Here is a 23,201-nt window from a genome sequence, read left to right as displayed (position 1 = left end):
CGTCAGCGACGGAGGGTCGCCGACGGCGACTCACCGAACCGGCTCCGATACTCGGTCGCGAACCGACCGAGGTGCACGAACCCGTGCCGCAGCGCGACGGTCGTCACCGAGACCCCCGGCTCGGCCGCCCGCAGCGATCGGTGCGCCGCGTCGAGGCGACAGGCACGCAGGTACGCCGTCGGGGTGGTCCCCAACTCCCGCCGGAAGCAGTCCTGCAACGTCCGTACGCTCACCCGCAGCGCCTCGGCGACATCACCGACGGTCAGTGCCTCGCCGTGGTGGTCGGCGATCAGCGTGCAGGCCCGGCGGACCAGCCGCCCGGGGTTGGCGTGGTGGCCCGGCTCGGCGAGCAGGTCGGAATGGCTGTGCCGGTGGGCCAGCAACAACTGGCCGATGAGCCCCTGCTCGAAACGTGCGGCGACCTGCGGATGGTCGAACAGGGACGCGTCCGTCGGCTGTGCCAGCTCGTCGGCGAGGAACGCCACCCCACGCGCCCACGCCTGCGCCCTCGGCGTGGTCATGACCATGCCGATGTCCAAGCGGACCGGGTCGTCCACCGGGCGGCCCAGGAGACGGGTGAGTTCCCGGTCGACGGCGCGCCGGTCGGCGTAGAAGATCCGATGCGGCGATCCCTCGGACCACCGCATGTCCGAGGGATCGTACGGGGACAGGACGGAGGCGACGTCGGGTGTCGAGGTCACGGTGTGGCCGGAGTGTCGGACCACCGTGCTGCCGGCCCGGGGGATCTGGACGAGATAGAAGCTCTCCAGGGCGGGGGGTTGGATCCGGACCTCCTGCCCGTAGTCCAGGTCGACGACACCGACCCCGCCCACCCGGCGTGCCGCCATCCGCAACTGAACGGCGCGCACGCCCGCCTGCGGGGTGAGTCGGTGCGGACAGAAGATCTTGCCGACCTCGGCGCGGGCCTGGTCGATGTCGTCCGTCCGGACCGTCACCGCATCCATCCGACCCCTCCCGGGCGTCTCGGTGCGCTGACCATAAGGCGGGACTAGGAACGGCAGTGCCGCAAAGCCGTACACCCGACACGGGCCGGTCGGCTGCGCGGAGTGGACACACCTCGCGCGCAGCGGATAGCGACGGTCGCGGCCCGCTCGTTAGCGTGCGCTCACCACCGCTGCCGCAGTGGTGGACCCGCTTCGGAGGATGCCATGAGAATTGCCGTCGTCGGCGCCGGATTCGCCGGTCTGAGCGCAGCGAAGGTGCTGCGGCAGAGCGGGTTCGACGTCACCGTGTTCGAGAAGGCCCCCGACGTCGGTGGGGTGTGGAGCCGCACCCGGCGTTATCCCGGTCTGCACACGCAGAACAACAAGGGCACCTACCACCTGTCCGACCTGCCGATGCCCACCGACTATCCGCAGTGGCCCTCGGGCGAGCAGGTCCAGCGGTACCTCGAGAGCTACGTGGAGAAGTTCGGACTCACCGGCGTGCTGCGTCTGTCCACGGAGGTCGTCACCGCCGAGCTCATCAACGACGACACCGGGTGGCTTGTCACGTCACGGCCGGCGGGCGCATCGGAGCCGGTGACGGTGCAGCGGTACGACCACCTGATCGTCGCCAACGGCATCTTCTCCGACCCGGTCGTGCCGTCGTTCGACGGGCACGCGGCCTTCGCCGCCGCCGGCGGGCGGGTCCTGGCCACGGGGGAGTTCCACGACGTCGAGGCGGCCCGGGGCCGCAACGTCCTCGTCGTCGGGTACGGCAAGTCGTCCTGCGACGTGGCGGTTCCGCTGAGCGACCTCGCCGCCCAGACCCACGTGGTGGCCCGGGGATTGCTCTGGAAGATGCCCCGCAAGCTCGGCGGGGCGCTCAACTACAAGTACCTGCTGCTCACCCGGATGGGTGAGGCACTGTTCCGCTACCTCCACCTGAGGGGCTTCGAGCGGTTCCTGCACGGTCCGGGCAACGGTCTGCGCCAACGGATGGTCGACAGCGTCGGCTCGGTCGCGACCAGGCAGCTCAAGCTGCGTGAGTTGGGTCTGGTGCCGAATGGCAGCTTCGCAGACATCGCCCGCAGCACGGTCAGCCTCGTCACGGAGGGCTTCTTCGAGCGCGTCGCCGACGGCCGCATCGCCGTGCACCGCGACCAGGTGATCACCGAACTGCTTGTCCACGACGGTCGGCCCGCCGCCCGCCTGGCCGACGGCACGGTGCTCCCCGCCGACCTGGTGATCTGCGGCACCGGCTTCCGCCAGCACGTGCCGTTCTTCGACGACGCGCTGCACACGCGGTTGCAGGACGAGGCGGGCAACTTCCAGCTCTACCGCCAGATCCTGCCGCTCGGCGTGCCACGGCTGACGTTCGCCGGCTACAACTCGTCGTTCTTCAGCCCGCTCAGCGCGGAGATGGCGGCGGTGTGGACGGCCGCGTACCTGCGGGGTGGGATCACCCTGCCCGCCGAGGACCGGATGCGCGACGAGGTCCGCACCCGCCTGGCCTGGATGGCGGCGCGCACCAACGGGCGGCACGCCCGCGGGACGAACATCATCCCGTTCTCGATGCACAACATCGACGAGGTGCTCGACGAGATGGGGCTCAACCTCGGCCCGCTGACCCGGGCACGGCAGTGGCTGCTCCCCGTGGACCCGCGCTCCTACCGGGGCGTGACGGCGCGAATGATCGCCCGTACCGCCGATGGGGGCACGACGGGCGAGGCCGCATCGGCCCGGTCGGCGCGCGGGGGGATCCGGCATAACCACGAAGAATCTCACGTATCCGGATAAAGTACGCAGACAGGAAGCAGGCGGTACGGCCAGCGGGAGGGCCCGGGACGATGGCAGCGGAGCAGGTCGCCGAACACCGTCACCGCCCCGGCGTTCCCGTGCCGGCGGCTGTGGTCGGCTGAGCTGTCCCGCCGTCCGTGCTGACGCGCCCCAGGATGCTGCGCGGGCTCGGCGACAGCAGGAGCCCCGACTCCGCGACCGTCCTGGAACTGCTGTTCGACATCGTCTACGTCTTCGCGCTCGCCCGCCTCGCCGGGCGGGTGGCGGACGATCTGACAATCGTCCGGCACACGCTGCTGTCGGAGGCCGGCCAGACGGTGCTGTTCTTCGCGGCGATGTGGATGATCTGGTCGCTCAACGCACTGCTGGCGAGCACCTACGACCCTCGCCGGGCGGACCTGCAGGCCGTGCTGCTGGCGACGATGTTCGGCACGCTGGTGCTGGCCGTCTCGTTGCCGGAGGCGTTCGGCAGGCGCGGCGTGGTCTTCGCCTGCACGTACGTCATCATCCAGATCGGCCGACCGCTCTTCCTGACGTTCGCCCTGCGTGGCCACCCCGGTCGGACGCTCGCGGCCCGGGTGCTGACCTGGCACACGGCCTCCGCCGTGCTGTGGATCAGTGGCGGTATCAGCGGCGGCCTCGGTCGGGGCGTCTTCTGGACCCTCGCCCTCGCCATCGAGCTCACCGGCACCGCCACGGCCTGGCCCGTGCCGTGGCTCGGCACGGGGTGGTTCCACCGGGCGGGGGTCGCGGTCTCCCACGTCCACCTCGCGGAGCGGTACAACCAGTTCTTCATGATCGCCCTCGCCGAGGTGGTGCTCGAAGCCGGTGCCGCCGTCAGCTTCCCCGGCTTCACGATGGCGGGGATCATCACCCTCGTCGCCGCCTTCGTGACGGCCGTCTCGTTCTGGCGGATCTACTTCTACCACGTCCGGTCCGGTCAGGCCGCGACCCCGGGCGGGCAGGGGATTCAGCTGTCCCGGTGGGCGAGCTACAGCCTGCTGATCATCGTCGGGGGCATCATCTGTACGGCGGTCGGCTTCGGGCAGATCATCGAGCACCCGCACCCGCCGATCGACTGGGCCCTGGTGGTCATCCTGTTCGGTGGCCCGGTGCTGTTCCTGCTCGGGCGGAGCTTCCTGGAGAAGGAGAACCGATACGCGCCACGCTGCCGGATGCTGTACGTCGGTGCGGCGGCGCTGCTCGTGGCGGCGCTGCCGATGGTGCTGCTCCCGCCGGTCGCCGTGGCGGCCTCGGCGGCGGTGATCCTGGCCGGCATCGCCGTGTTCGACCAGCGCGCCCACCGGCGTGGGTCGGAGACCAACCCGACCCTGTGACACATCGTTGCGGTTCGACGGCTGCCGCGCGTATGGTGCTCTGGCACGCCGTCGAGCTGGAAGGAGGTCAGAACGATGTCCGATGTTCTGCGCCCCCTCCGCGCTCCGGCGTCCGCGCGGATCTGATCCGGGGCGCGCGCTTCCCGGAGGTTCCACCCATGACTGATCTGGTCATCCGTCCGCTCGTCGCGGGCGAGGAAAATCTGTTCGACTCCATGCCTGATCCGCTGCCCCAACTGCGCCAGGTCGCCTACGCCGACGGGATCGCCGGCGGCGGCTACCGGCCCGAGACCACCTGGGTCGCCCTGCGCGCCGGCCGGGTGGTCGGCCGGGCCGCCTGGTTGCTCCCGCCAGGCGCCGTCGGAGCCCCCTGGCTGGACCGGTTCGATCTGGACGCCGAGCCGGAGGTGGGTGCCGAGTTGCTGCACGCCGCCCACGAGGCGCTCGGCGGCCCCGGCCGGTACTACGCCGCGCTGCCGGCGCACTGGCGGCGTCGGCCCGAGGTGCTGGCCGTGGTGCGGGCGCCGATGGCGGCGGCCCGGCTCGCCGGGCTGGTCGAGCGGGGGGAGCGGGGGGAGCGGCTCAGGTGTTCCTGGGCGGGCACCCCGCTGCCGGCGTCCTCCGGGCGCTACGACTTCCGGCGGCCCGCCGACGCGGCGGAGATCAACGCCCTGGTGACCCGGATCGCCGAGCCGGACGTGCTGACCGGCGTCGAGATCGCGCGAGCGGTCGCCGGCGTCGACCTGGCCACCGACCCGCTGGCCTGGCTCGGCGACGCAACCGAGGAATGGCGGATCGCGCTGGACGCCGGGGAGGCGGTGGGTCTGGTCGGCACGGCCGGAGACGCCTGCTACCCGCTGCTGGCCTACCTCGGCCTGCTCGACGACGCGGCCCGACCCGAGCTGTTGGTCGAGGCGGTCCGGGTGCTGGCCGCCGGCGGTGCCCGGGAGATCATCGCCGACGTGGACTCCCACCAGGTCGCGGTGCTCGCGGAACTGGAACGAACCGGGTTCCGGCAGTTGCGCTCCCGGATCGTCTTCGCGCCGCAGGACGCTCCGGAGTAGCCGACCGGGGTGCGCCCTGTCACCGGGGCGCACCCCTCGGCAGACCCCGACCCACACCCCTGTCAGCATCGGGGCATGCCGGAGATCATCGCCCTCGCCCTCAGTGGGTTGGCGCTGGTCGCCGGGCTGTATCTCTGGCCACCGCGCCGCCGTGGGCTGCGCGTCGCACCGTCGCCACCGCTCGACTTCGACACCGCCATCCGCGCCGCCGAGGCCATCATCGCCGCCGAGACGGCGGATCCGGCGGTCCGGCCGGAATCGCGGAGCCGCCTGCTGAGCCACGGCTCCCGTACCGGCCGGGTCGTTCTGCTGCTGCACGGATACACCCTCGCGCCCGAGCAGTACGACGGGCTGGCCGAGGAGTTCTTCGACCGCGGGTACAACGTCTGGATTCCGCGGGCTCCGCGCCACGGGACCGTCGACGAGCGGGCCCACCACCGGGTCGAGGCCGACGAACTGACGACGTACGCCGCCCGGGCGCTGGCCGTCGCGGCGGGCCTCGGCGACGAGGTGGGCATCGTGGGGATCTCCGGCGGCGCGGTGCTGGCTGCCTGGCTGGCCCAGGTGCCGGGCGACGTCGTACGGCATCTGCTGTTGCTGTCGCCTTTCTTCGGCCCGGACCCGCGTCAGGCGCCGGCCTTCGCGGTCCGACCGCTCATCACGCTGTACGGGCGGCGTCTCCTCCCGGATCGCGTCACGTCACGCGGCTACTCGCTCTCCGCCGTCACCCAGTACCTGACGATCGCGCGTAGTCTCCCGAATCCGCCGCGCCGGACCGGTCTGCGGACCGCCGCGGTCGCCGTCAGTCCGCTCGACGGTGTGGTGCACCTCGCCAGGGCGGTGACCGTGCCCCGCCGGATCGCCGACGCGAACGCGATCCCGCTGCGGGTCTGCACCCTGCCCGAGGCGTTGGGCGTCGGCCACAACATCCTCGACCTCGCCGCGCTGGGCGCGGAGGGATCCGAGCTGCGCCGGCGGTACGTCGCGCTCTACGAGGGCGATCCGGCGCCGACGCCCGGACTCACCCCGGCGGCCCGCGTCGACGAGTGACGTCCCCCGCGCGCTGTCGCGCCGGCGTCTAAACTGCGCCCGTGTCGTGCCCCGTGCGGGCGCGTCACCCCTACCCGGCATGGCGCTCCCGCTATTGACCGGGCAGGATGTTAGCGCTAACGTGCCGCGCTACCGCATCGCGTGGCGCCGGATGCCACCCCCACCCGAAAGGCGTCACCTGCAATGAGTACGGCCGGATCAACCGACTTGCGCGCCGCAGTCCTCGCCGCGAACCGCCTCATCGCCTCGGCCGGCCTGGCCGCGCTGACCTGGGGCAACGTGAGCGGGGTCGACCGCGAGGCAGGTATCTACGTCATCAAGCCCTCCGGCGTGGCGTACCAGGACCTCACGGCCGACCTCCTGGTCCCGGTGGATCTGGAGACCGGGCAGGTCGTCGCCGGAGAGCTGCGGCCCTCCGTCGACAGCGAGACGCACCGCGCGTTCTACCTGCACTGGCCGTCCATCGGCGGGGTGACCCACACCCACTCGACGAACGCCGTCGCCTTCGCCCAGGCCGGACGGGACGTGCCGGTGCTCGGCACCACGCATGCCGACACCTTTGCCGGCCCGATCCGGGTGACCCGCGACCTGACGGCCGACGAGTGCGCCCACGACTACGAGTTCAACACCGCTCGGGCGATCATCGAGCTGATCGGGGGAGAGGCCGAGGCGCTGGCCAACCCCGTCGCCCTCGCCGCCAACCACGGCCCCTTCACCTGGGCGAAGGACCCGCTCAAGTCGGTGGAGAACGCGATCGTCTGCGAGGCGGTCGCGGAGATGGCCATGAAGACGCTGTCGCTGAACGCCGCGGCGGCCGCGCCCCAGTGGCTGCTGGACCGCCACTTCACCCGCAAGCACGGCGCCGGCGCCTACTACGGCAACCAGCTTCCCGAGCAGAGCCGGCCGTGACCGTCGCCGTGCGGTGACACCGGCGCGGGCGGTCGCCCGTGCCGGTGCTCCGCGCGGTCCGCAGGTCTCTCACGTGGTGGGCTGGGTGGCCCCGTTGAACACCGGCGGGGCGTAACCCGCCGGCTTGTCGCCGATGCCGAGGCCGGGGCTCACCACCCAGGACTGGTACTGCGCCGTGAACATGCCGTACGGCAGCCCGAGGTCCGGGGCGCTGGCCTCGTCGAGTCGGCGACGAGCGTCGGCCGGGATCTCGAAGTCGAGCGCGCCGACGTTGCTGGCGAGCTGCTCGGAGCTGCTCGCCCCGACGATCACCGAGGCGACGGCGGGCTGGGTGGCCACCCAGTTGATCGCGACCTGGGCCATGCTGCGACCCAGGTCGGCGGCCACGCTCTCCAGCGCCTCGATGACCTTCCAGTCGCCGGGGCTGATCTCCCGACCCGCGGCGTCGGGGTTGGTCAACCGCCCGGTCCCGCTCAGGCCCTCGCCGGTCCGCCGGTACTTGCCGCTGAGCAGCCCGCCGCCGATCGGACTCCACGCGGTGAGCCCCATCCCCAGGCTCTGCGCCATCGACACGAACTCCGCCTCGACACCCCGGGTCACCAGGGAGTACGGAAGCTGCACGTTGATCATTGGGGCCAGTCCGTGTGCCTCGGCGTAGCTCTGTGCGCGGGCCGCGTACCAGGCCGGCACGTCGGAGAGCCCGGCGTACCGGATCTTGCCGGCGCGGACCAGGTCGTCGAGGGTGTGCACGACCTCCTCGACCGGGGTGATCCGGTCCCAGGTGTGCACCAGGTACAGGTCGATGTAGTCGGTGCCGAGCCGGCCCAGTGACCCTTCCACGGCCCGCGTGAGGTGCTTGCGGCCGTTGCCGCTGGCGTTCGGGTCGGTCGGGTCGACGGTGTTGGTGGCCTTGCTGGTGAGCACGAGCCGGTCACGGACGCCGGCGCGATCGATCAGACGACCGAGGATCCTCTCGCTCTGCCCGGCGGTGTAGAAGTCCGCCGTGTCGATGAGGTTGCCGCCCGCCTCCAGGTATTGGCGGAAGATCGGCTCCGCCTCCTCCTCGGTCTTGCCGTACGGGGCGTGGAACCCGTCGACGCCGAAGTTCATGGTGCCCAGCGCCAGCCGGCTCACCCGCAGGCCGGACCGCCCGAGCAGGTAGTAGTGGTTCACGGTGGTGCCCTCCCGATCGTGGTGTCGGCCCGGATCGGACCGCGCTCCAGACCCTTGCTCGCCAAATTTGGACCCGCAAGTCCAAAAGTTGAGTAGGGTTGGGTCCGCAGGTCCAGACCAGGAGGTCCCATGACACGGGCGTTGACCCGCAAGGGCGAGGCGACCCGCGCGCGGATCGTCGTCGGCGCCGCCGCCGAGGTCCGCGAGCGTGGCGTCGACGAGGTACGCCTGGAGGACGTGCTGGCCCGCACCGGCACCAGCAAGGGCCAGCTCTTCCACTACTTCCCCGACGGCAAGGAGGAGTTGCTGCTCGCGGTGGCCCAGCACGAGGCCGACCAGGTGCTCATCGACCAGGAGCCGATGCTCAGCAACCTGACCTCCTGGCCGGCCTGGCTGGCGTGGCGCGACCGGCTCGTCGAGCGGTACCTCGCGCAGGGCGTGAAGTGCCCGCTCAACGGGTTGCTCGGGCAGACCGGCCGACGCGCGCCGGGCGCGCAGGCGATCGTGACCGGGCTCATGTGGCGCTGGCAGGGGGCGATCACCGAGGGGATCCGGCACATGCAGTCGACCGGCGACATCGCCGCGGACGTGGACGCCGAGCGCGCCGCCGCGGCGCTGCTGGCCGGCATCCAGGGCGGCGTGCTGCTGCTCCTCTCCACCGGCAAGATCGATCACCTGGAGGCGGTTCTCGACCTCACCATCGACTCGCTGCGGGCGAGCGCCCGGACGTAGAAGGGTGAGGTCATGACGGATGACGACCGCGCACCTCTGGTGCTGCTGCACGGCCTCACCTTCGACCGGCGACAGTGGGACCCGGTCCGGCGCGAGCTCGCGGTGATCGATCCTGCCCGGCAGGTCCTCGCCCTCGACCTGCCAGGGCACGGTGACGCACCCCGGCGGCAGTCCTACGGGATGGCGGAGGTGGCCGACGTCGTGCACGAGCAGGTGACCGAGGCGGGCCTCGCCCAGCCGATCGTGGTGGGACATTCGGTTGGTGCGGTGGTCGCCACGACGTACGCGGCCCGGTACCCGGTGCGCGGCGTGGTGAATCTGGACCAGATCCTGTTGCCCGGCCCATTCGGCGTGGCCGTACGCCAGGCCGAGCCCGCACTGCGCGGCCCGGACTGGCGGCGGGTGTGGGACGGCATGCTGGCGGGGATGGGCATCGAGGCGCTGCCGGCCGAGGCACGCGAGATCGTCACCACCGCGACCGATCCCCGACCGGACCTGCTGCTGGGTTACTGGGGCGAGATCCTGAGCGGGTCCGACGAGGGGATCTCCACCGAGCGGCAGCGCGCTCTGCGGTCCATCGGCGAGCGGAGGGTTCCCTACCGGTGGGTGACCTCGTCCGAGCCACCGCCCCGTTATCTGACCTGGCTGACGGATGCCCTGCCGGAGGTCGCGGTGACGGTGCTACCCGGTAGCCACTTCCCGCACCTGGCGGAACCGGCGACGATCGCCCGGCTGCTGGCGACCGGCTGAGAGGACGATCGGGCGAACGCCAGCCGTGGCCGGGGCCGCTGACGGTGAGCTAATCTCGGACTCCAGTTGCCAGAGATCGGAGCAGGCGTGGCAGGTGACGACGACATCTCCGGGTGAGAGCCCGGACCGGCCGCCGACAGGCGCGTGAACGCGCCACCGTCGCCGCGGCCCCGTCGTCATGCCCTGCTCCCGCCGGGCCACCCGTGTGCGCCCGGATCTGCCTTCTCCGAGGTCCCCATGTCTGTTCGACCTGCTCTCATCGCCCGTGACCTGGTGCGGATCCGCGGCACCCGTCGGGTGCTCGACGGCGTCTCCCTGACCACCGCGCCCGGTCACCGGATCGGCCTGATCGGTGAGAACGGCACCGGCAAAACGACCCTGTTGCGGGTCCTGGCCGGTGTCGACGAACCCGACTCCGGCACCGTCTCCCGGCCGGCGGAGTGCGGCTTCCTGCACCAGGAGATGCCCTTCACCCCGTCGACGACCATCGCCACGGTCCTCGACGACGCGCTTCGCGAGGCCCGGGCGGACCTCGCCGAGCTGAACCGGATCGGTGTCGCGCTCGCCGACTCGCCGGGGGGCGGCGCGGAGCACGACCGGTTGCTGGCCGCGTACGGCGAAGTTCTGGAGCGGGCGCAGGACCGCGACGCCTGGGACGCCGACCGACGGGCCCGGACGGTGCTCGCCGGCCTCGGTCTCGACGGGATGCCGCACGACCGGACGCTGGCCGCGCTCTCCGGCGGGCAACGCGGCCGCCTCGCCCTCGCGGCGATGCTGATCCGTCGGCCGGCCGCGCTGCTCCTCGACGAGCCCACCAACCACCTGGACGACGGGGCGGCGGCGTTCTGCGAGGACCAGCTTCGGGCCATGCCCGGGGTGGTCGTGGTGGCCAGTCACGACCGGGCCTTCCTGGACGCGGTCTGCACCGACGTCATCGATCTGGACCCGGCGGTCGACGGGCCGGTCCGCCATGGCGGCGGCTACACCGAATACCTGGCGGCCAAGCGCGCCGAGGCGCAACGGTGGCGTCGGCGCTACGACGACGAACAGGCGCTCCTGGCCGAGCTGCGCGATGCCGCCGCCGTGACCGGGCACCAGGTCGCCCACGGCCGCGGCCCTCGCGACAGCGAGAAGATGGGATACGGGCACACGGCCGGCCGTGTGCAGAACCAGATCTCCCGCCGGGTCCGCGCTGCCGCCCGCCGACTGGAGACGCTGGAACGCGACCAGGTCCCCGCGCCGCCGGAGCCGTTGCGTTTCCACGCGCCCGTTCTCGCCAACGGCAACGGCGACGAGCCCATCGTCACGGTGACCGGGCTGGAGGTCCCCGGCCGGCTCGAAGTGGCGCACCTTGACCTCGCGGCCCGTGACCGGCTTCTGGTCAGTGGTCCCAACGGAGCGGGCAAGTCCACTCTGCTCGCCGTCCTGGCCGGTCACCTGACCGGTGCCGGAGTCGTTTGGCGGCGACCGGGTCTACGCGTCGGCCTGCTCGGTCAGGACAGCGTCTTCGAGGATCCGCACCGGACAGCCAGGGAGATCTTCGCCCGCGCGGTCGGGGAAGAACGGGCCGAAGCCGTGCCGCTGTCGTCACTCGGTCTGCTCGCCGCAACGGACCTCGACCGCCCGGTTGCCGACCTGTCCGCCGGGCAGCGTCGTCGGCTCGATCTCGCCGTGCTCGTCGCCGACCCACCGGAGTTGCTGCTGCTGGACGAGCCGACCAACCATCTCTCGCCGCGACTCTGCGACGAGCTGGAAGAGGCCCTCGGCACCGGACCGGGCGCCGTCGTCGTCGCAAGCCACGACCGGCGGCTCCGCTCCCGCTGGCAAGGCCGCAAGCTCCCCCTCACCGCACCCCTTCACCGGTGATCAAGAGGTTTGCGTCACGACACGCCGGGCCGGATGACAGCAACCATTCCGGTGCCACGTCGCGGGCTGCGTACCGCTATGGGCTCCATGGCGCTCCCGAGCCGCCATCACGGCCGGTCCAGCCGTCCGAGTCCGGCGAGGTCGATGTTTCCCGTCCGGATGACCGCCGTGGCCAACGCCGTGGTCGCGGGGTGGGTGCCGACTAGCTGCTCGGCGGTGGCGATCCGGATCGCCTGGTCCAGGTGCGCCCGGACGTGCTGGCCGGCCCGCCGCTGAAACGCGACGCCGGTGGCCGACCGCAACGCGGTCAACTCCTCGTCGGTGACCATGCCCGGCATGTCGTGGCCCTCGTGCGGATTGGTCGCCGGGGCGCCGGACTCGGCAAGCAGCCGTCGAGCCGTACTCAGGTCGGCGTGATGTCCCGTACCGAGCCGAGCGGCGAACGTTCGCCATGCCGGGTCGGTGGTCCGGCTCGACACCAGGTCCAGCACCGGCAGGAGTCGTTCGTTCATCGCCACCGTCAGCTGAAGCCACGCGATGTCGGTGGCGCTGAACGGACCCGCCGAGCCGACGGGTGCGGTAGCGGTCGTCGCGGTGGTTGACGCGGTGGTGGTGGTCGGCCCGGTGGTGGTGGTTGCTGTCGCGGGCTCGGTCGGTGACCCGCCGGTGCAGGCGGTGACGAGCAGTAGCGCCGCGAGGAGCAGGCACCCGGTCGCCCGCCCGGGGATTCCTCGCATCCGGCCTCCTCCCGCCCGGGACGGCGGGCCCGGCGTGACCGGACCCGCCGCCGCGGGATGCGCCTGTCGGCTCAGAGCGGTCGCCCGTCGGCACCGCACTTGATGACGGGACGGATGCAGTCCTGGACCCGCCGGGCCATCTCCGCGACCGGCCAGGCGTTGAAGAAGTCGCCGTGCATCGTGTAGCCCGGCCCGGAGGCCAGCCGGAACCGCGACGGGTCGCCGTTGACCGGGTACCGCAGCACCTGCCGCAACTTCGGCACGTGCACCGGGTGGGTGCTCGGGCAGGCCTGGTTCACCGGGTACGCCAGGTGGCTCTTGTGGTCCGACGAGTCCAGGTCGCGGCCGTTCCAGCACTGCGGGAAGTCCAGGTACGACTCCAGCATCGTGCCGGACGGGCAGTTGACGAAGTTCTTCGACGGCGCCACCTGTCCCGCGTGCAGACACGACCACCGGGCGATGCTGTCGTTCGACCCGGTTGCTTTCGCGTTGCCGGCGACGAGTCGCAGCCCGAGCGGGAACGGCTGGGTGTTCGCGACGACGTCGGAGCGTACGCCCTCGCCCAGGTAGTAGAACGTGGCGATCGCCGGCTCCACCGGGACGTTGTCACGGTAGAGGGTCGGCACCCAGTAGGACGAGACATCCACCCGCGGGTTGCAGGTGGTCTGGGAGTTGACCAGGTCGGGCAGGGTGGTGTTGGCGTTCGTCACCGTGCTGCCGAAGAAGCTGTGCATGTGCGACGCCCCGGGCAGGCCGGGGAAGACGATCGGGTCGTCCGGCAGCCGGTGGCTGTAGGTGCAGTCGGCGGGGAACTCGGCAACCCGGATGGCGTTGGCGACCGGGGCGGCGTCGGCCCGTGCGGTGGTGGAGACGACGTACGTGCCGAGTAGCACCAGTAGAGCGCCGATCGCCGTGGCGAGGCGCAGTCGGCGGCGGTTGCCGGAGAGGGGTGCGGCCCTGTCCATCTCGTGACTCCTGTCGGGGAACAGGTCAGGGTAGCTCCGGCGCCGCCGCCGAAGACGTCGGAGATTGCCCTGGCCGGACTGGTGATGACCGGCGGAGCGTGGAAGAGAGAGCGCTCTCACCGGCCGCCCAAGCCTTACCTCTGCGTCGAAACTTGTCAATACGTACCGCAGTTGGCGGAAATGACGACGCCGAAGGGCCGGTCCCCGGTGGTGGGGTCCGGCCCTTCGGTGTAAGCGGTGGTGGTGTGTGGGTCAGCTGGTGGCGTAGCCGCGGGTGGCGATCCAGTCCGCGAGGTGCTCGACGGTGATCCAGTAGGAGGCGGTGTTCGGGTCGGCGGAGTCGGCGATCTTGACGGTGGTGCCGTTGTCGCGGTAGCCGACGACGCTGATGTAGTGCCCGCCCTCGTAGGAGTGCACACCGCCGTCGGTGTCGGTGCTGGTGCCGGCGATGTTCGCGACCACGGCCCGGCCGTCGTCGACGGTCGTGACGATGTCGGCGCGTAGCCGGTCGGTCTGCTTGGCGTCGGCGTCGGGGCTGCTGATCTCCACGCTGTGGTAGGCGTCGGTCTTGCCGGTTTCCTTGTTCAGGACCGGGGTGATGTCGTTGATGCTGTTGGTGCCGGCCTCGGTGGTGCCCATTTCCTTGGCCATGTCGTCGACGTTGATGTTCTTACCCTGCACGGACAGGGCGTTGCGGGTGGCGGCGGGGCCGCAGTAGTAGAAGTTCGGCTGCGCCTCGTAGCGCACGCCCAGTTCGCGCTCACCGTGACCCTTACGGTCGTTCTGGGTCTGGGTGGTGGGCTTGTCGGTGCTGGGCGCGGCGAACGCGGTGGTGACGGGTCCGGCGATGGCGCCGCCGGTGAAGGCGAGGCCGGCGGCGGTCAGGGCGGTCTTACGGATCAGATCGGTACGCATGATGGCGTGCTCCTCTGCATCGGGGGTGCCCACACCACACCCGGGGGTGGGTGATCGTGCGGGAAGTGCGAGGGGGGTTCTTGCCCGGCGACCCGCAGGGGTCGGCGTCGGGACAGGGTGTAACCGTTCGCGGTGGCGGGTCATTCCGCCTCCCACCGGGGGTGGCGCAGTCCGCGTGCCCGGGGGTTGGCCGGTGGTGGTGCTCGGCCGTGCGGGGGATGTAACCGGGGCGGCCTGCCGGATGTTCCCGCCGGCTGCCGCGCTCCGCGACCCTGACTGCTGCGGTGGGCTGCCAGGTATAACGACCCCGCCCGGCCACCGATTCCGCCGTGCGGGTGACCCCGACCTCAGGACGCGGGGGGCGAAACCAGACAACCACCTCACCCCGACACCCCCGGAACCGGACATCAGGTCCCCGGCACCCCCACCCCACGCAAGCCACGACTCGCGCACGATCCGGGAGACTGCTGCCTCAGATCGCAGCCGGGCAGCAACGACACCCACCCCATGATCGTGCTCGATCCCGGAAACAGGCCCCTCGCCGTGCGGACGAGACCACTACAACCAGGATCGAGCACGATCATGCAAGGGAACGGCCTGTCGCCGCGACCGGCGACGGCGCCGGGGGCGCGCGGCGCGGGGGCGCACGGCGCAACGGCGCAACGGCAGGGGGCAGCCCGAACGCTTCGGACTGCCCCACCTGGGTGCGAGGACGGGATCAGAACCCCAGGACGCTCCGCCCGCCGACCACCGGCAGCCGCAGTTCGCTGTCGTTCGGTGCGACCCGCAGTTCGGTGCCACCCAACGGCAGCAGGGTGTACTCCTGGTCGCTGGAGAAGACGACCACACCGATCCGGTGCCCGGCCGGGAAGATGTAGTCCTTCGGCTCCAGGGTCCACCGGTAGTCGTACAGCTTGCCCTGCTTGACCGGCTCGGTGCGGGCGGCGCTCTTGCGGTTCTGCGGGTCCATCCAACCTCGCGTTACCACGGTCGGCGCGGCGGTCGACCCGGCGGGGCCGTAGTCGACCAGGTACGCGGTGAGGTTCGCGTCCGGCTTGTTGTCGATCGCCATCCGTAGCCGCATCTCCGGGCGTCCGGAGATGCGGACGTCCTGCGTCAGTGCGGGGGAGCGGTAGGCGAGCCGGTTGGCGCTCGCCGTGTCGGGGTTGGCGACCAGGGTGTCCGGGTGGATGGTGCGGCCCTCGTCGACGAAGCTCTGCTCGATTGTGGCCTTCGATGGCTTGCCCGTGGTGAGCGCGCCCGGGGCGGTGGCGTCGGTGGCGGCGAACCGCAACCCGACCGTACGCGCGGCCGGGTCGGGCCAGTTGGCGTACGTGGTGTAGACGCGGTCCTCGCGCTGGAGCACCGCGGTCGGCTCGTCCATGATGCCGTTGCGCACGTTCCACAGCCAGAAGTCGAACCAGCGGTTCTCGGTCTGCTTGTAGGTCCACGTCTGCCCGCTCGGCAGGGTCACCGACGCGCTGCTGCCCGGCCCGCCGTGCCCGCCCTGGTGCAGCCAGATCTTGCGCGGCACGTCGCGCTTGGCGAGCTGGTCCCACCAGCCGGCGAAGTGCTCGGTCTTGACGTTCCAGTCGTTGAGGCCGTGCACGACGAAGACGCTGGCCTTGACGTTACGGGCGTCGAGATAGTCGCGGTCGCGCCAGAACTTCGAGTAGTCGCCGGTGACCCGGTCCTGCTCCGCGGTGATGGTGGCCAGCTCGTCGGCGCACGGACCCTCGGCCCGGGCCTGCCCGGCGGTGTACTGGGCGAGGATGTCGAGGTCCTCACCCTGGAACGTCCCGGGGGCGACGACCAGACCGTTGGCCCGGTAGTAGTCGTACCAGCTGCTGATGGCGGAGACCGGCACGATGGTCTTGAGTCCCTTGACCCCGGTGGTGGCCACCTGGTTGGGCAGCGTCCCGTTGTAGGAGACGCCGGTCATGCCGACGGCGCCGGTGGTCCAGCCGGCGGTGATCGGGGCGCCGTTGGCGTCGTACCCCTTCGCCCGGCCGTTGAGCCAGTCGATGACCGCCTTGGTGCCGAGCGTCTCGGCCTGGTCGCCGCTGGTGGGGCAGCCGTCGGAGTCGCCGGTGCCGACGCTCTGACCGAGCACCACCGCGTAGCCGCGGGGCACGTAGTAGTCGTCGAGCGAGCCGGGCAGGTTGGCCTTCGCCTGGGCGCGCTGGGTGCCCGCGTCGAGCGCCCGCCGCCCGGACCGGTCGACCAGACCGTTCTGCGGCAGGTCGTCGACCAGCACGCTCGGGTACGGCACGTCGCCCCAGGTGCCCTTGCGGTACGGGCTGTGCTCGAAGATGACCGGCACCTTGAAGCCCTGGGTGGCGGTCTCCCGGGGGCGGGAGATGTCGATCGCCACCCGGTCGAGCCGACCGTCGTGATCGGTGTCGACCGGGGTCTGGACGAACACCCGCTCCTCGATCGCGTCGGCGAGCGAGAACACCGGTTGGGTCATGCCATCGCTGACCACGATGCCGGTGGGCGTGGTGGTCGTGGGCGGGGCCGCGGTCGCGGTGGCGGCTGCGGTCAGGACCAGTGCGCCGGACACGCCGACGCTCAGTAGTGCCAGATGGCGGGGTCGACGCATCCGCGTCTCCCTTCGGTTGGGCTGGGTGCCGGGTCTCGGCAGGAAGCTGTCTCGAAGATCCATTCGTGGTCATGCTAGGTCCGGGCTCGGACCCCGTCGATGCCTTCGGAGGGGGATGTGCGCTTTATTCACAATGTGCTGTTCTGGACGAGGTGGGCGGCAATCGAAACGTCATCGAACCGAGCCGGACGGTGACACGCTGCGGAAATCCGGGCCCCACCAGCGGAAAAACCTGTCGTCGGGAACCTTCGAAGATCACGTACTCGTGCATATGATCTTGCGGGAAGTCGCCCGAAGAGGCGCTTTCGTCCACATTAGACGAGGAGCAGCATGCTCAGGACAACACGGTGGCTGTTGGCCGTCGCCGTCACGGCCACGACGCTGACCGCCCTACCGGGCGGCAAGGCCACGGCGGGACCCAGCGGCATCGGCCGGACCGGCCCACCCGCCACCTCGATCGACGGCAAGACCCACACCGTCACCCTGCTGACCGGTGACGTGGTGACCGTCCGCAGCACCGGCTCGGGATGCCCGCACGCCACCGTCCGACCGGCCGACGAGAACGCGGTGATCCGCCAGACCTGTGGCCCCGACGGTCACCTGCACGTCATCCCCGCCCGGGTCGCGTCCCAGATCGGCGCGGTCCTCGACCCCGACCTCTTCGACGTCACCACGCTGATCGCCGACGGGTACGACGACGACAACGCCTCGGAGCTGCCGCTCATCGTGCAGCCCGCCACCGCGACCGCCCGGGTCGCCGCGCTCGGTGACGTACTGCCGCTGCCCAGCATCGGCGCGGTGGCCGGCCGCGTACCCAAGAAGAGCCCGGCCACCGCGAAGCTGGCGACCAACTCGCTGACCGCCGGCGCGAAGAAGGTCTGGCTCGACCGCAAGGTCCGCGCCACCGCGCTGACCGGCGGCGGGCAGCAGCGGGACCTCGACCACAACCTGGGCCAGATCTCCGCACCCGAGGCCTGGAAGTCCGGCTACACCGGCGTCGGCGTCCGGGTCGCGGTGCTCGACACCGGCGCCGACTTCACCCACCCGGACCTGGTCGGCCGGGTCACCGACCGGTCCGACTTCACCGCCGAGGGCGGTGACGCCGTCGACCACAACGGCCACGGTACGCACGTCGCGTCGACGATCGCGGGCACCGGCGCGGCCGCGCACGGGCAGCGTCGCGGCGTGGCGCCGGACGCCAAGCTGGTGATCGGCAAGGTCCTCGACGACCACGGCTCCGGCGCGGACTCCGGGATCATCGCCGGCATGGAGTGGGCCGCCGCCCGAGCCGACGTCATCAACATGAGTCTCGGTGGCACTGACCCGGACGACGGCAACGACCCGCTGTCGCTCGCCGTGGACGGTCTGAGCAAGCAGACCGGCGCGCTGTTCGTCATCGCCGCGGGCAACAGTGGCGGGGCCATCTCCTCGCCCGGCTCCGCCGCCAGCGCCCTGACCGTCGGCGCTGTGGACCGCAACGACGAACTCGCCGACTTCTCCAGCCGCGGGCCGCTGGTCACCAGCAACGTGGCCAAGCCCGAGCTGGTCGCGCCCGGTGTCGACATCGTCGCCGCGCGGGCCGCCGGCACCAACCTGCAGGACCCGATCGACAAGCACTACGAGGCGATCAGCGGCACCTCGATGGCCAGCCCACACGTCGCGGGCGCCGCCGCGCTGCTCGCCCAACGGCACCCGGACTGGACCGGTGCGCAGCTCAAGGCGGCCCTGGTCGGCGCCGCCGACCCGCTGACCGGCATCGACGCGTACGCCGTCGGCGCCGGCCGGCTCAACGCGGTCCGCGCCCTCGGTGGCCCGACCAGCAACCAGCCGGTGGTCAATCTCGGCACGTTCGCGTACCCGCAGTCCGGGACCAGCGAGGCGACGCTGAGCTGGACCGGCGCGGCCACCCCGGCGACGACGGTCCTCGACCTCGACGTGGCGGTCGTCAACCACGACGGCCAGCCGGTGCCGCGCGGCGCGGCGTCGCTCTCGACGAACCGGGTGACGGTCAGGCGCGGCAGCACCGCCGGGGCGACCCTGCGGGTCAACCGCGCGGCGCTGGCCACCCGGCCGGGCTTCTACCTCGCCACCGTCACCGCCCGCACCGGCCGCAAGGTGGTCGCGACCACGCCGGTGAGCTTCTACGTCGAGCCGCCCAGCTATGACCTGACGATCCACACGAAGCCGTTGTCCGGTCTGAAGGACGGCGCGGAGAGCTGGATCAACCTCGCGATCACCAACCTCACCGACCCGGTGATCTACTACGGCGGAGCGGGCGGTGCGCCCGGCGACGACTTCACGCTGCGGGTACCGGCCGGCCGGTACTCGGTGCTCGGCGCCTCGGTCGCCTACTACGTGGACAGCGACGTGCTGGAGACGACGCTCATCGGCGAGACCGACCTGAACGTGACCGGCAACCGGAGCGTGACGCTCGACCCGGCGCGCGCCAAGCCGGTGACGGCCACCGTCGACGGCGTCGCCACCACGGCCACCAAGATTGATTTCACGAACGTGCAGACCGCGTCGAACGGTCTGTCCTGGTGGAACCAGATCAGCGGGTACGGGACCGCGACGGCCGTGCGAAGTTCCGCACTGCCGAAGCCCGGTGTCGGATCGCTGCGCAGCTGGGCCGCTGTCAACCTCGGCGCACCGGCCGGCACGGCGAAGCCGTACCGCTACAACCTCGTGCACGAGTACCCGAGTGGTGTGCCGGCCGATCCGGCGTACCGGGTCAACGCGGCGGAGCAGGCGAAACTCGCCCGGATCGAGGAACGGTTCCACCAGGCCGACTCGGAGGGGATGGTCACCCAGCTCATCCGCAGCGGCTTCACTCCGGACGGGGTGCCGGTGACGGAGACCCACGAGGGCAACCTGCCGCCGTACCGCACCGACTACCTGTCGCCCGGCTACCTCTGGGCCGACGAGGGCGTCTACGGTGGCCTGTCGGCCCAGGAGGCGCCCCGCAGCTACCAGCCGGGAAGCCGGCAGGCCAAGGTCTGGGCGCGGCAGCCGCTGCACTCCGGCTGGTACGACGACCCGGCCGGCGCCGGCCACAGCTGCGCCACCGCGCCGTCGCGGACCCGGGGCAACCTGCACATCGACCTGGTGACCCTCACCGACCAGCACCAGCGGGCCGACTGCCTGCAGGGCGACTCGATCGGCGTGAACCGCACCCTGTCGTTGTACCGCGACGGCAAGCTCGTCGACGAGCGGAACCGGCCACTCGCCGACTTCACCGTGCCGCAGCGGATGGCGGACTACCGACTGGACCTCGACGTCGACACGAGCCTGATCCTGCCGATCTCGACGAAGGTCAACACCTCCTGGACGTTCCGGTCCGCCGGGCCGGACGGGACGGGGAGCGTGCCGTTGCCGCTGCTCGCGCTGGACTACGCGTTGCCCATGGACACCACCAACCACGTCACCGGCGCGACCGCCGAGTTGGCCGTCCGGCAGGCGCACGGCGTCAAGGCGCAGAGGGTGACGTCGTTCCAGGTCTGGACCTCGACCGACGACGGCGCCACCTGGACGTCGGCCCGGGTCACCGCGAGCGGCGACAGTTGCCGGGTCGCCCTGCCGAAGGCCAGCGCCGGGCAGGCCGTCTCGCTGCGGGTGAAGGCCGCCGCGAACGGAGGTAGCGGCATCGACCAGACCATCATCCGGGCGTACCACGCCGGCTGACGGTCACCGCTGCTGGTGCGGCCCGAGCTCACGGCCGGGCCGCACCAGCACCCCGCCGGATTCGCCGCCGGGCAGTGTCGATCCGGGGTGGCCCCGTTCGTCGTGACGGTGAAACGTGACGCCGATCCGAGAGGTACGCCCATGACGTCCCGGACGACCGTCCCCGAGACCCGTCTTCGTCCAACCCGGCTCCTGCTGGGCTGCGGCACGATCGCCGGCGTTCTCTTCCCCGCCCTGTCGTTCGGGCAGGCGTTCACCCGATCCGGATTCGATCTGCGCCGGCACGCGCTGAGCGCGCTCACCCTCGGTGACCTCGGCTGGTTGCAGGTCCTCGCGTTCGCGGGCACCGGCGTGCTGGCCGTCGCCTTCGCGGTGGGCCTGTGGCGGGCACTGCGCCCGGGGCCGGCCGCAACGGTGGTGCCGGTGCTGGTCGGCGTCTACGGGGTGGCGATGGTCGGCGGCGGATTCTTCGTCCCCGATCCCGCGCTCGGCTGGCCGCCCGGTGCCCCGCGTGGGTTGCCCGAGCAGGCCAGCACGGGCAGCATCCTGCACGTGGTGTGCGGCGCGGCCGCGTTCCTGTCGCTCATCGCGGCCGGGCTGCTGATCGCCCGACGCTTCGCGGGCCAGGGCCACCGGGGATGGGCGCTCTACAGCGCGGCCAGCGGTGCCGTCGCGTTCGTGCTCACCGCCCTGCCCTGGAGCGAGGAGAGTGCGAGCATCCGCTTCGCCGTCGGAGCGGTGCTCATCTCCGGCTGGCTCGTCGCGGTGTCCTGGCGGGTACGCGACAAGGTGGCCTGAGGGGTCACTGTCCCTCCCAGACCGCCTTCGCGCCGGAGTCGCCGGTGCGGACCACGTAGTACACGGCGATGCCGGCGGCCACCACCGACAGCACCTGCAACGCCACCGTCAGCGCGCGGCCGGGCCGCCGGTCGTCGGTGGCGCTCGCGTCGGCGGAGCGCGGCGGGACGAACCGGACCAGTGCCAGCGTCACGATCGCCAACAGGAGGGTCGCCCAGAACGTGATGTCGCCGAACTCCTGGTGCGCCTCGATCTTCGGCAGGAACTCGGGGGTGATCCGGTTGGCCTTCTGCATGCGCTCGAAGAAGGCATCCCCGGAGAGCTTCGTCAGCAGGGCGGCGACCGGCGCACCCACGGCGAGCAGCCCCAGCACCCACCGGGTGTGCGGCCGGATCGGCGCGACGAGCGCGTAGCCGACCGCCAGGAGGGCCAGCAGCGGGACGAACACGACCGCGGCGTGCAGCACCAGAGGGTGGGCGGGGATGCCCATGAACTCCTCGAACATCGGCGTCTCCTCCGGAGGCGTCAGGTGGACGTCGATCGTCCAGAGATGGACCGTAGCGGTTCAGCGGTCGCGGCGCAGTATCGGCTTCAGCGGTCGCAGCGCAGTACGGCCAGGTCGACAGCCTCAGCCATCGCCCGCATGCCCCTGTCGTTCGATGGACGCCCACCCGCTCGGCACTGGCGGCCCAGGTGACCGTGAAGTGCTGCTGGTCGCGACTCGCCACCGGAGCCGGACCCCGGCCGCAGACGGGATTATGTCGCAGCGGACGACACCGACGCCCCCGGCTACCGGGAGCGCGGCAGGCAGTCCTTCTTGTACTTCAGGCCCGAGCCGCACCAGCACGCGTCGTTGCGCTCCGGCGGCCAGGCGATCCGCGCGCTGGGTCGCGCCTGCACCTCGGCCGCGTACCCCGCCCGGACCGCCGCGTCGCCCGGGTCACCGTCCCGTCGACCGGCGAACGCGTTCAGTCCGTCCACGGTGGCGCGGAACACGCCCAGCCCGGCCTGACCGGCGTCCCTCAGCCGGACCAGCTCCTTCTCCAGCCGGCCCCGATGCGCGTCCCAGTCCGGCCCGTACACGTCGCTGAGCGTCGCGTGCTCGGCGAGCAGCCGATCGAGTTCGGCCCGAGGCCAGAAGAGCAGGTCCGACTCCGCGTCCCGACGCTCTCCGGCCCGGCGCACCAGCTGGGCCTCCAACCGGTCCGCCAGGTCGTCCTGCCGATCGTGCGGCAGGTTAAGGTTCCGGCGTACCCGGTGCCGCTGTTGCAGCAGGAAGAAGACGACACCGGGCGCGTCCGGCGGACCCAGATCGACCACCGGGTCGATCGTGGTGCTGGCCGGTCCGGACGCGGCGCTCGCGCGTTCGTTGAGCAGGGTGTCGACCGCCTCACTCAGCCAGGTCTCGGCGGTCGCCGAACGACCACCCGCGTCCAGCGCGGCGCTCACGTAGGCGGGGGCGTCGGGCTGCGTGAGCAGCGACGGGCGCAGCGCGGTCAACTCGGCCATCGCCTCGTCGTCGCGACCGCCGGCCCGGAACAGCGCCCGGGCCCGCAGCGTCCGGGCGACCCCGGCGCGCGGGTCGTCCCCGGACGGGTACGCCGCCAGGGCCTGCTCCGCGTAGCGCAGGGCGGCCTCGGGTCTCGCCCGGATCTCGGCGATCTCGGCGGCCAGGGTCAGGGCGTCCCCGGCGTCGTCCGGATCCTCCAGCCGACCCTGCTCCGCCGCCTCGGCGACGTCGGCGGCGACGCCCAGCGGGTCGGCCGTCCCGAGCGCCGAGCGGCGCAGCTCAGCCAGGTCAGCCTTGGTGAGTACGTCTCTCGTCGGCACGATCTCACCGTACGTCGGGGTGCTCCCGGTATGCGGGCAGATCACCCGTTA

General features: G+C 71.6%; 18 protein-coding genes. 10 read left to right on the top strand and 8 right to left on the bottom strand.

Annotation, left to right across the window (positions count from 1 at the left end; translation table 11 throughout):
- Nucleotides 1-2 precede the first annotated feature (2 nt).
- Nucleotides 3-965 (bottom strand): AraC family transcriptional regulator, encoded by a 963-nt coding sequence (locus tag AB0A90_RS20315; protein WP_357249956.1) that lies wholly within the window; start codon nt 963-965, stop codon nt 3-5.
- A gap of 204 nt (nt 966-1,169) precedes the next feature.
- Here AB0A90_RS20315 and AB0A90_RS20310 point away from each other — a divergent pair, with 204 nt between their 5' ends.
- The 5 genes from AB0A90_RS20310 to araD all read left to right on the top strand — a co-directional run bounded on the left by AB0A90_RS20310 (nt 1,170) and on the right by araD (nt 7,101).
- The gene (locus AB0A90_RS20310) at nt 1,170-2,741 is read left to right on the top strand and encodes an NAD(P)/FAD-dependent oxidoreductase (RefSeq protein WP_357249953.1); all 1,572 of its coding nucleotides are present in this window, start codon (nt 1,170-1,172) and stop codon (nt 2,739-2,741) included.
- 137 nt (nt 2,742-2,878) lie between these two features.
- The gene (locus AB0A90_RS20305) at nt 2,879-4,078 is read left to right on the top strand and encodes a low temperature requirement protein A (protein WP_357249950.1); all 1,200 of its coding nucleotides are present in this window, start codon (nt 2,879-2,881) and stop codon (nt 4,076-4,078) included.
- Nucleotides 4,079-4,236: 158 nt separating this feature from the next.
- Nucleotides 4,237-5,142 (top strand): acetyltransferase, encoded by a 906-nt coding sequence (locus AB0A90_RS20300; RefSeq protein WP_357249948.1) that lies wholly within the window; start codon nt 4,237-4,239, stop codon nt 5,140-5,142.
- Between the two features lie 75 nt (nt 5,143-5,217).
- Nucleotides 5,218-6,192, top strand: a complete 975-nt coding sequence (locus tag AB0A90_RS20295; RefSeq protein WP_357249945.1) for an alpha/beta fold hydrolase — start codon at nt 5,218-5,220, stop codon at nt 6,190-6,192.
- Between the two features lie 207 nt (nt 6,193-6,399).
- Nucleotides 6,400-7,101, top strand: a complete 702-nt coding sequence (gene araD, locus AB0A90_RS20290; RefSeq protein ID WP_357249942.1) for an L-ribulose-5-phosphate 4-epimerase AraD — start codon at nt 6,400-6,402, stop codon at nt 7,099-7,101.
- Between the two features lie 69 nt (nt 7,102-7,170).
- Here araD and AB0A90_RS20285 read toward each other — a convergent pair whose 3' ends face one another.
- On the bottom strand, nt 7,171-8,274 hold the full coding sequence (locus tag AB0A90_RS20285; RefSeq protein ID WP_357249939.1) for an aldo/keto reductase: 1,104 nt from the start codon (nt 8,272-8,274) through the stop codon (nt 7,171-7,173).
- A 129-nt stretch (nt 8,275-8,403) separates the two neighbouring features.
- Between AB0A90_RS20285 and AB0A90_RS20280 the strand changes: the two genes are divergently transcribed.
- From AB0A90_RS20280 to AB0A90_RS20270, 3 genes are all read left to right on the top strand, one after another.
- Nucleotides 8,404-9,006: a TetR/AcrR family transcriptional regulator gene (locus AB0A90_RS20280; protein WP_357249936.1), complete on the top strand. Its 603-nt coding sequence runs from the start codon at nt 8,404-8,406 to the stop codon at nt 9,004-9,006.
- A gap of 12 nt (nt 9,007-9,018) precedes the next feature.
- Nucleotides 9,019-9,756, top strand: a complete 738-nt coding sequence (locus AB0A90_RS20275; RefSeq protein WP_357249933.1) for an alpha/beta hydrolase — start codon at nt 9,019-9,021, stop codon at nt 9,754-9,756.
- A gap of 237 nt (nt 9,757-9,993) precedes the next feature.
- The gene (locus AB0A90_RS20270) at nt 9,994-11,622 is read left to right on the top strand and encodes an ABC-F family ATP-binding cassette domain-containing protein (protein WP_357249930.1); all 1,629 of its coding nucleotides are present in this window, start codon (nt 9,994-9,996) and stop codon (nt 11,620-11,622) included.
- Nucleotides 11,623-11,729: 107 nt separating this feature from the next.
- Here AB0A90_RS20270 and AB0A90_RS20265 read toward each other — a convergent pair whose 3' ends face one another.
- From AB0A90_RS20265 to AB0A90_RS20250, 4 genes are all read right to left on the bottom strand, one after another.
- Nucleotides 11,730-12,359, bottom strand: coding sequence for a DUF305 domain-containing protein (locus AB0A90_RS20265; RefSeq protein ID WP_357249927.1), 630 nt, complete (start codon nt 12,357-12,359; stop codon nt 11,730-11,732).
- A gap of 71 nt (nt 12,360-12,430) precedes the next feature.
- Nucleotides 12,431-13,324 carry a DUF1996 domain-containing protein gene (locus tag AB0A90_RS20260; protein ID WP_357249924.1) on the bottom strand — a complete coding sequence of 298 codons (894 nt, stop codon included), beginning with the start codon at nt 13,322-13,324 and terminating at the stop codon, nt 12,431-12,433.
- 252 nt (nt 13,325-13,576) lie between these two features.
- The gene (locus tag AB0A90_RS20255; protein WP_357249921.1) at nt 13,577-14,239 is read right to left on the bottom strand and encodes a C39 family peptidase; all 663 of its coding nucleotides are present in this window, start codon (nt 14,237-14,239) and stop codon (nt 13,577-13,579) included.
- A 718-nt stretch (nt 14,240-14,957) separates the two neighbouring features.
- Complete coding sequence (locus AB0A90_RS20250) at nt 14,958-16,841, bottom strand: Xaa-Pro dipeptidyl-peptidase (RefSeq protein WP_357249918.1); 1,884 nt, start codon at nt 16,839-16,841, stop codon at nt 14,958-14,960.
- Between the two features lie 330 nt (nt 16,842-17,171).
- Between AB0A90_RS20250 and AB0A90_RS20245 the strand changes: the two genes are divergently transcribed.
- Both AB0A90_RS20245 and AB0A90_RS20240 read left to right on the top strand, forming a co-directional pair.
- On the top strand, nt 17,172-20,522 hold the full coding sequence (locus tag AB0A90_RS20245) for a S8 family peptidase (RefSeq protein ID WP_357249915.1): 3,351 nt from the start codon (nt 17,172-17,174) through the stop codon (nt 20,520-20,522).
- Nucleotides 20,523-20,663: 141 nt separating this feature from the next.
- Nucleotides 20,664-21,320: a DUF998 domain-containing protein gene (locus tag AB0A90_RS20240; RefSeq protein ID WP_357249912.1), complete on the top strand. Its 657-nt coding sequence runs from the start codon at nt 20,664-20,666 to the stop codon at nt 21,318-21,320.
- Between the two features lie 4 nt (nt 21,321-21,324).
- Here the strand turns inward: AB0A90_RS20240 and AB0A90_RS20235 are convergent, their stop codons facing one another.
- Both AB0A90_RS20235 and AB0A90_RS20230 read right to left on the bottom strand, forming a co-directional pair.
- The gene (locus AB0A90_RS20235) at nt 21,325-21,825 is read right to left on the bottom strand and encodes a DUF2231 domain-containing protein (RefSeq protein ID WP_357249909.1); all 501 of its coding nucleotides are present in this window, start codon (nt 21,823-21,825) and stop codon (nt 21,325-21,327) included.
- A 284-nt stretch (nt 21,826-22,109) separates the two neighbouring features.
- The gene (locus tag AB0A90_RS20230; protein ID WP_357249906.1) at nt 22,110-23,150 is read right to left on the bottom strand and encodes an SEC-C domain-containing protein; all 1,041 of its coding nucleotides are present in this window, start codon (nt 23,148-23,150) and stop codon (nt 22,110-22,112) included.
- Between the last annotated feature and the right edge of the window lie 51 nt (nt 23,151-23,201).

This window comes from Micromonospora sp. NPDC049204, assembly GCF_040647935.1.
Taxonomy (GTDB): domain Bacteria; phylum Actinomycetota; class Actinomycetes; order Mycobacteriales; family Micromonosporaceae; genus Micromonospora.
This window is presented reverse-complemented; position numbering and strand designations above follow the sequence as displayed.

Excerpts from the sequence above, each read along its gene's own strand:
- AB0A90_RS20300 (WP_357249948.1), top strand. The coding sequence starts at position 4,237 with ATGACTGATCTGGTCATCCGTCCGCTCGTCGCGGGCGAGGAAAATCTG.
- AB0A90_RS20275 (WP_357249933.1), top strand. The coding sequence starts at position 9,019 with ATGACGGATGACGACCGCGCACCTCTGGTGCTGCTGCACGGCCTCACC.
- AB0A90_RS20280 (WP_357249936.1), top strand. The coding sequence starts at position 8,404 with ATGACACGGGCGTTGACCCGCAAGGGCGAGGCGACCCGCGCGCGGATC.
- AB0A90_RS20255 (WP_357249921.1), bottom strand. The coding sequence starts at position 14,239 with ATGCGTACCGATCTGATCCGTAAGACCGCCCTGACCGCCGCCGGCCTC.
- AB0A90_RS20270 (WP_357249930.1), top strand. The coding sequence starts at position 9,994 with ATGTCTGTTCGACCTGCTCTCATCGCCCGTGACCTGGTGCGGATCCGC.
- AB0A90_RS20315 (WP_357249956.1), bottom strand. The coding sequence starts at position 965 with ATGGATGCGGTGACGGTCCGGACGGACGACATCGACCAGGCCCGCGCC.
- AB0A90_RS20240 (WP_357249912.1), top strand. The coding sequence starts at position 20,664 with ATGACGTCCCGGACGACCGTCCCCGAGACCCGTCTTCGTCCAACCCGG.
- AB0A90_RS20265 (WP_357249927.1), bottom strand. The coding sequence starts at position 12,359 with ATGCGAGGAATCCCCGGGCGGGCGACCGGGTGCCTGCTCCTCGCGGCG.
- AB0A90_RS20295 (WP_357249945.1), top strand. The coding sequence starts at position 5,218 with ATGCCGGAGATCATCGCCCTCGCCCTCAGTGGGTTGGCGCTGGTCGCC.
- AB0A90_RS20260 (WP_357249924.1), bottom strand. The coding sequence starts at position 13,324 with ATGGACAGGGCCGCACCCCTCTCCGGCAACCGCCGCCGACTGCGCCTC.
- AB0A90_RS20245 (WP_357249915.1), top strand. The coding sequence starts at position 17,172 with ATGCTCAGGACAACACGGTGGCTGTTGGCCGTCGCCGTCACGGCCACG.
- AB0A90_RS20310 (WP_357249953.1), top strand. The coding sequence starts at position 1,170 with ATGAGAATTGCCGTCGTCGGCGCCGGATTCGCCGGTCTGAGCGCAGCG.
- AB0A90_RS20250 (WP_357249918.1), bottom strand. The coding sequence starts at position 16,841 with ATGCGTCGACCCCGCCATCTGGCACTACTGAGCGTCGGCGTGTCCGGC.
- AB0A90_RS20235 (WP_357249909.1), bottom strand. The coding sequence starts at position 21,825 with ATGTTCGAGGAGTTCATGGGCATCCCCGCCCACCCTCTGGTGCTGCAC.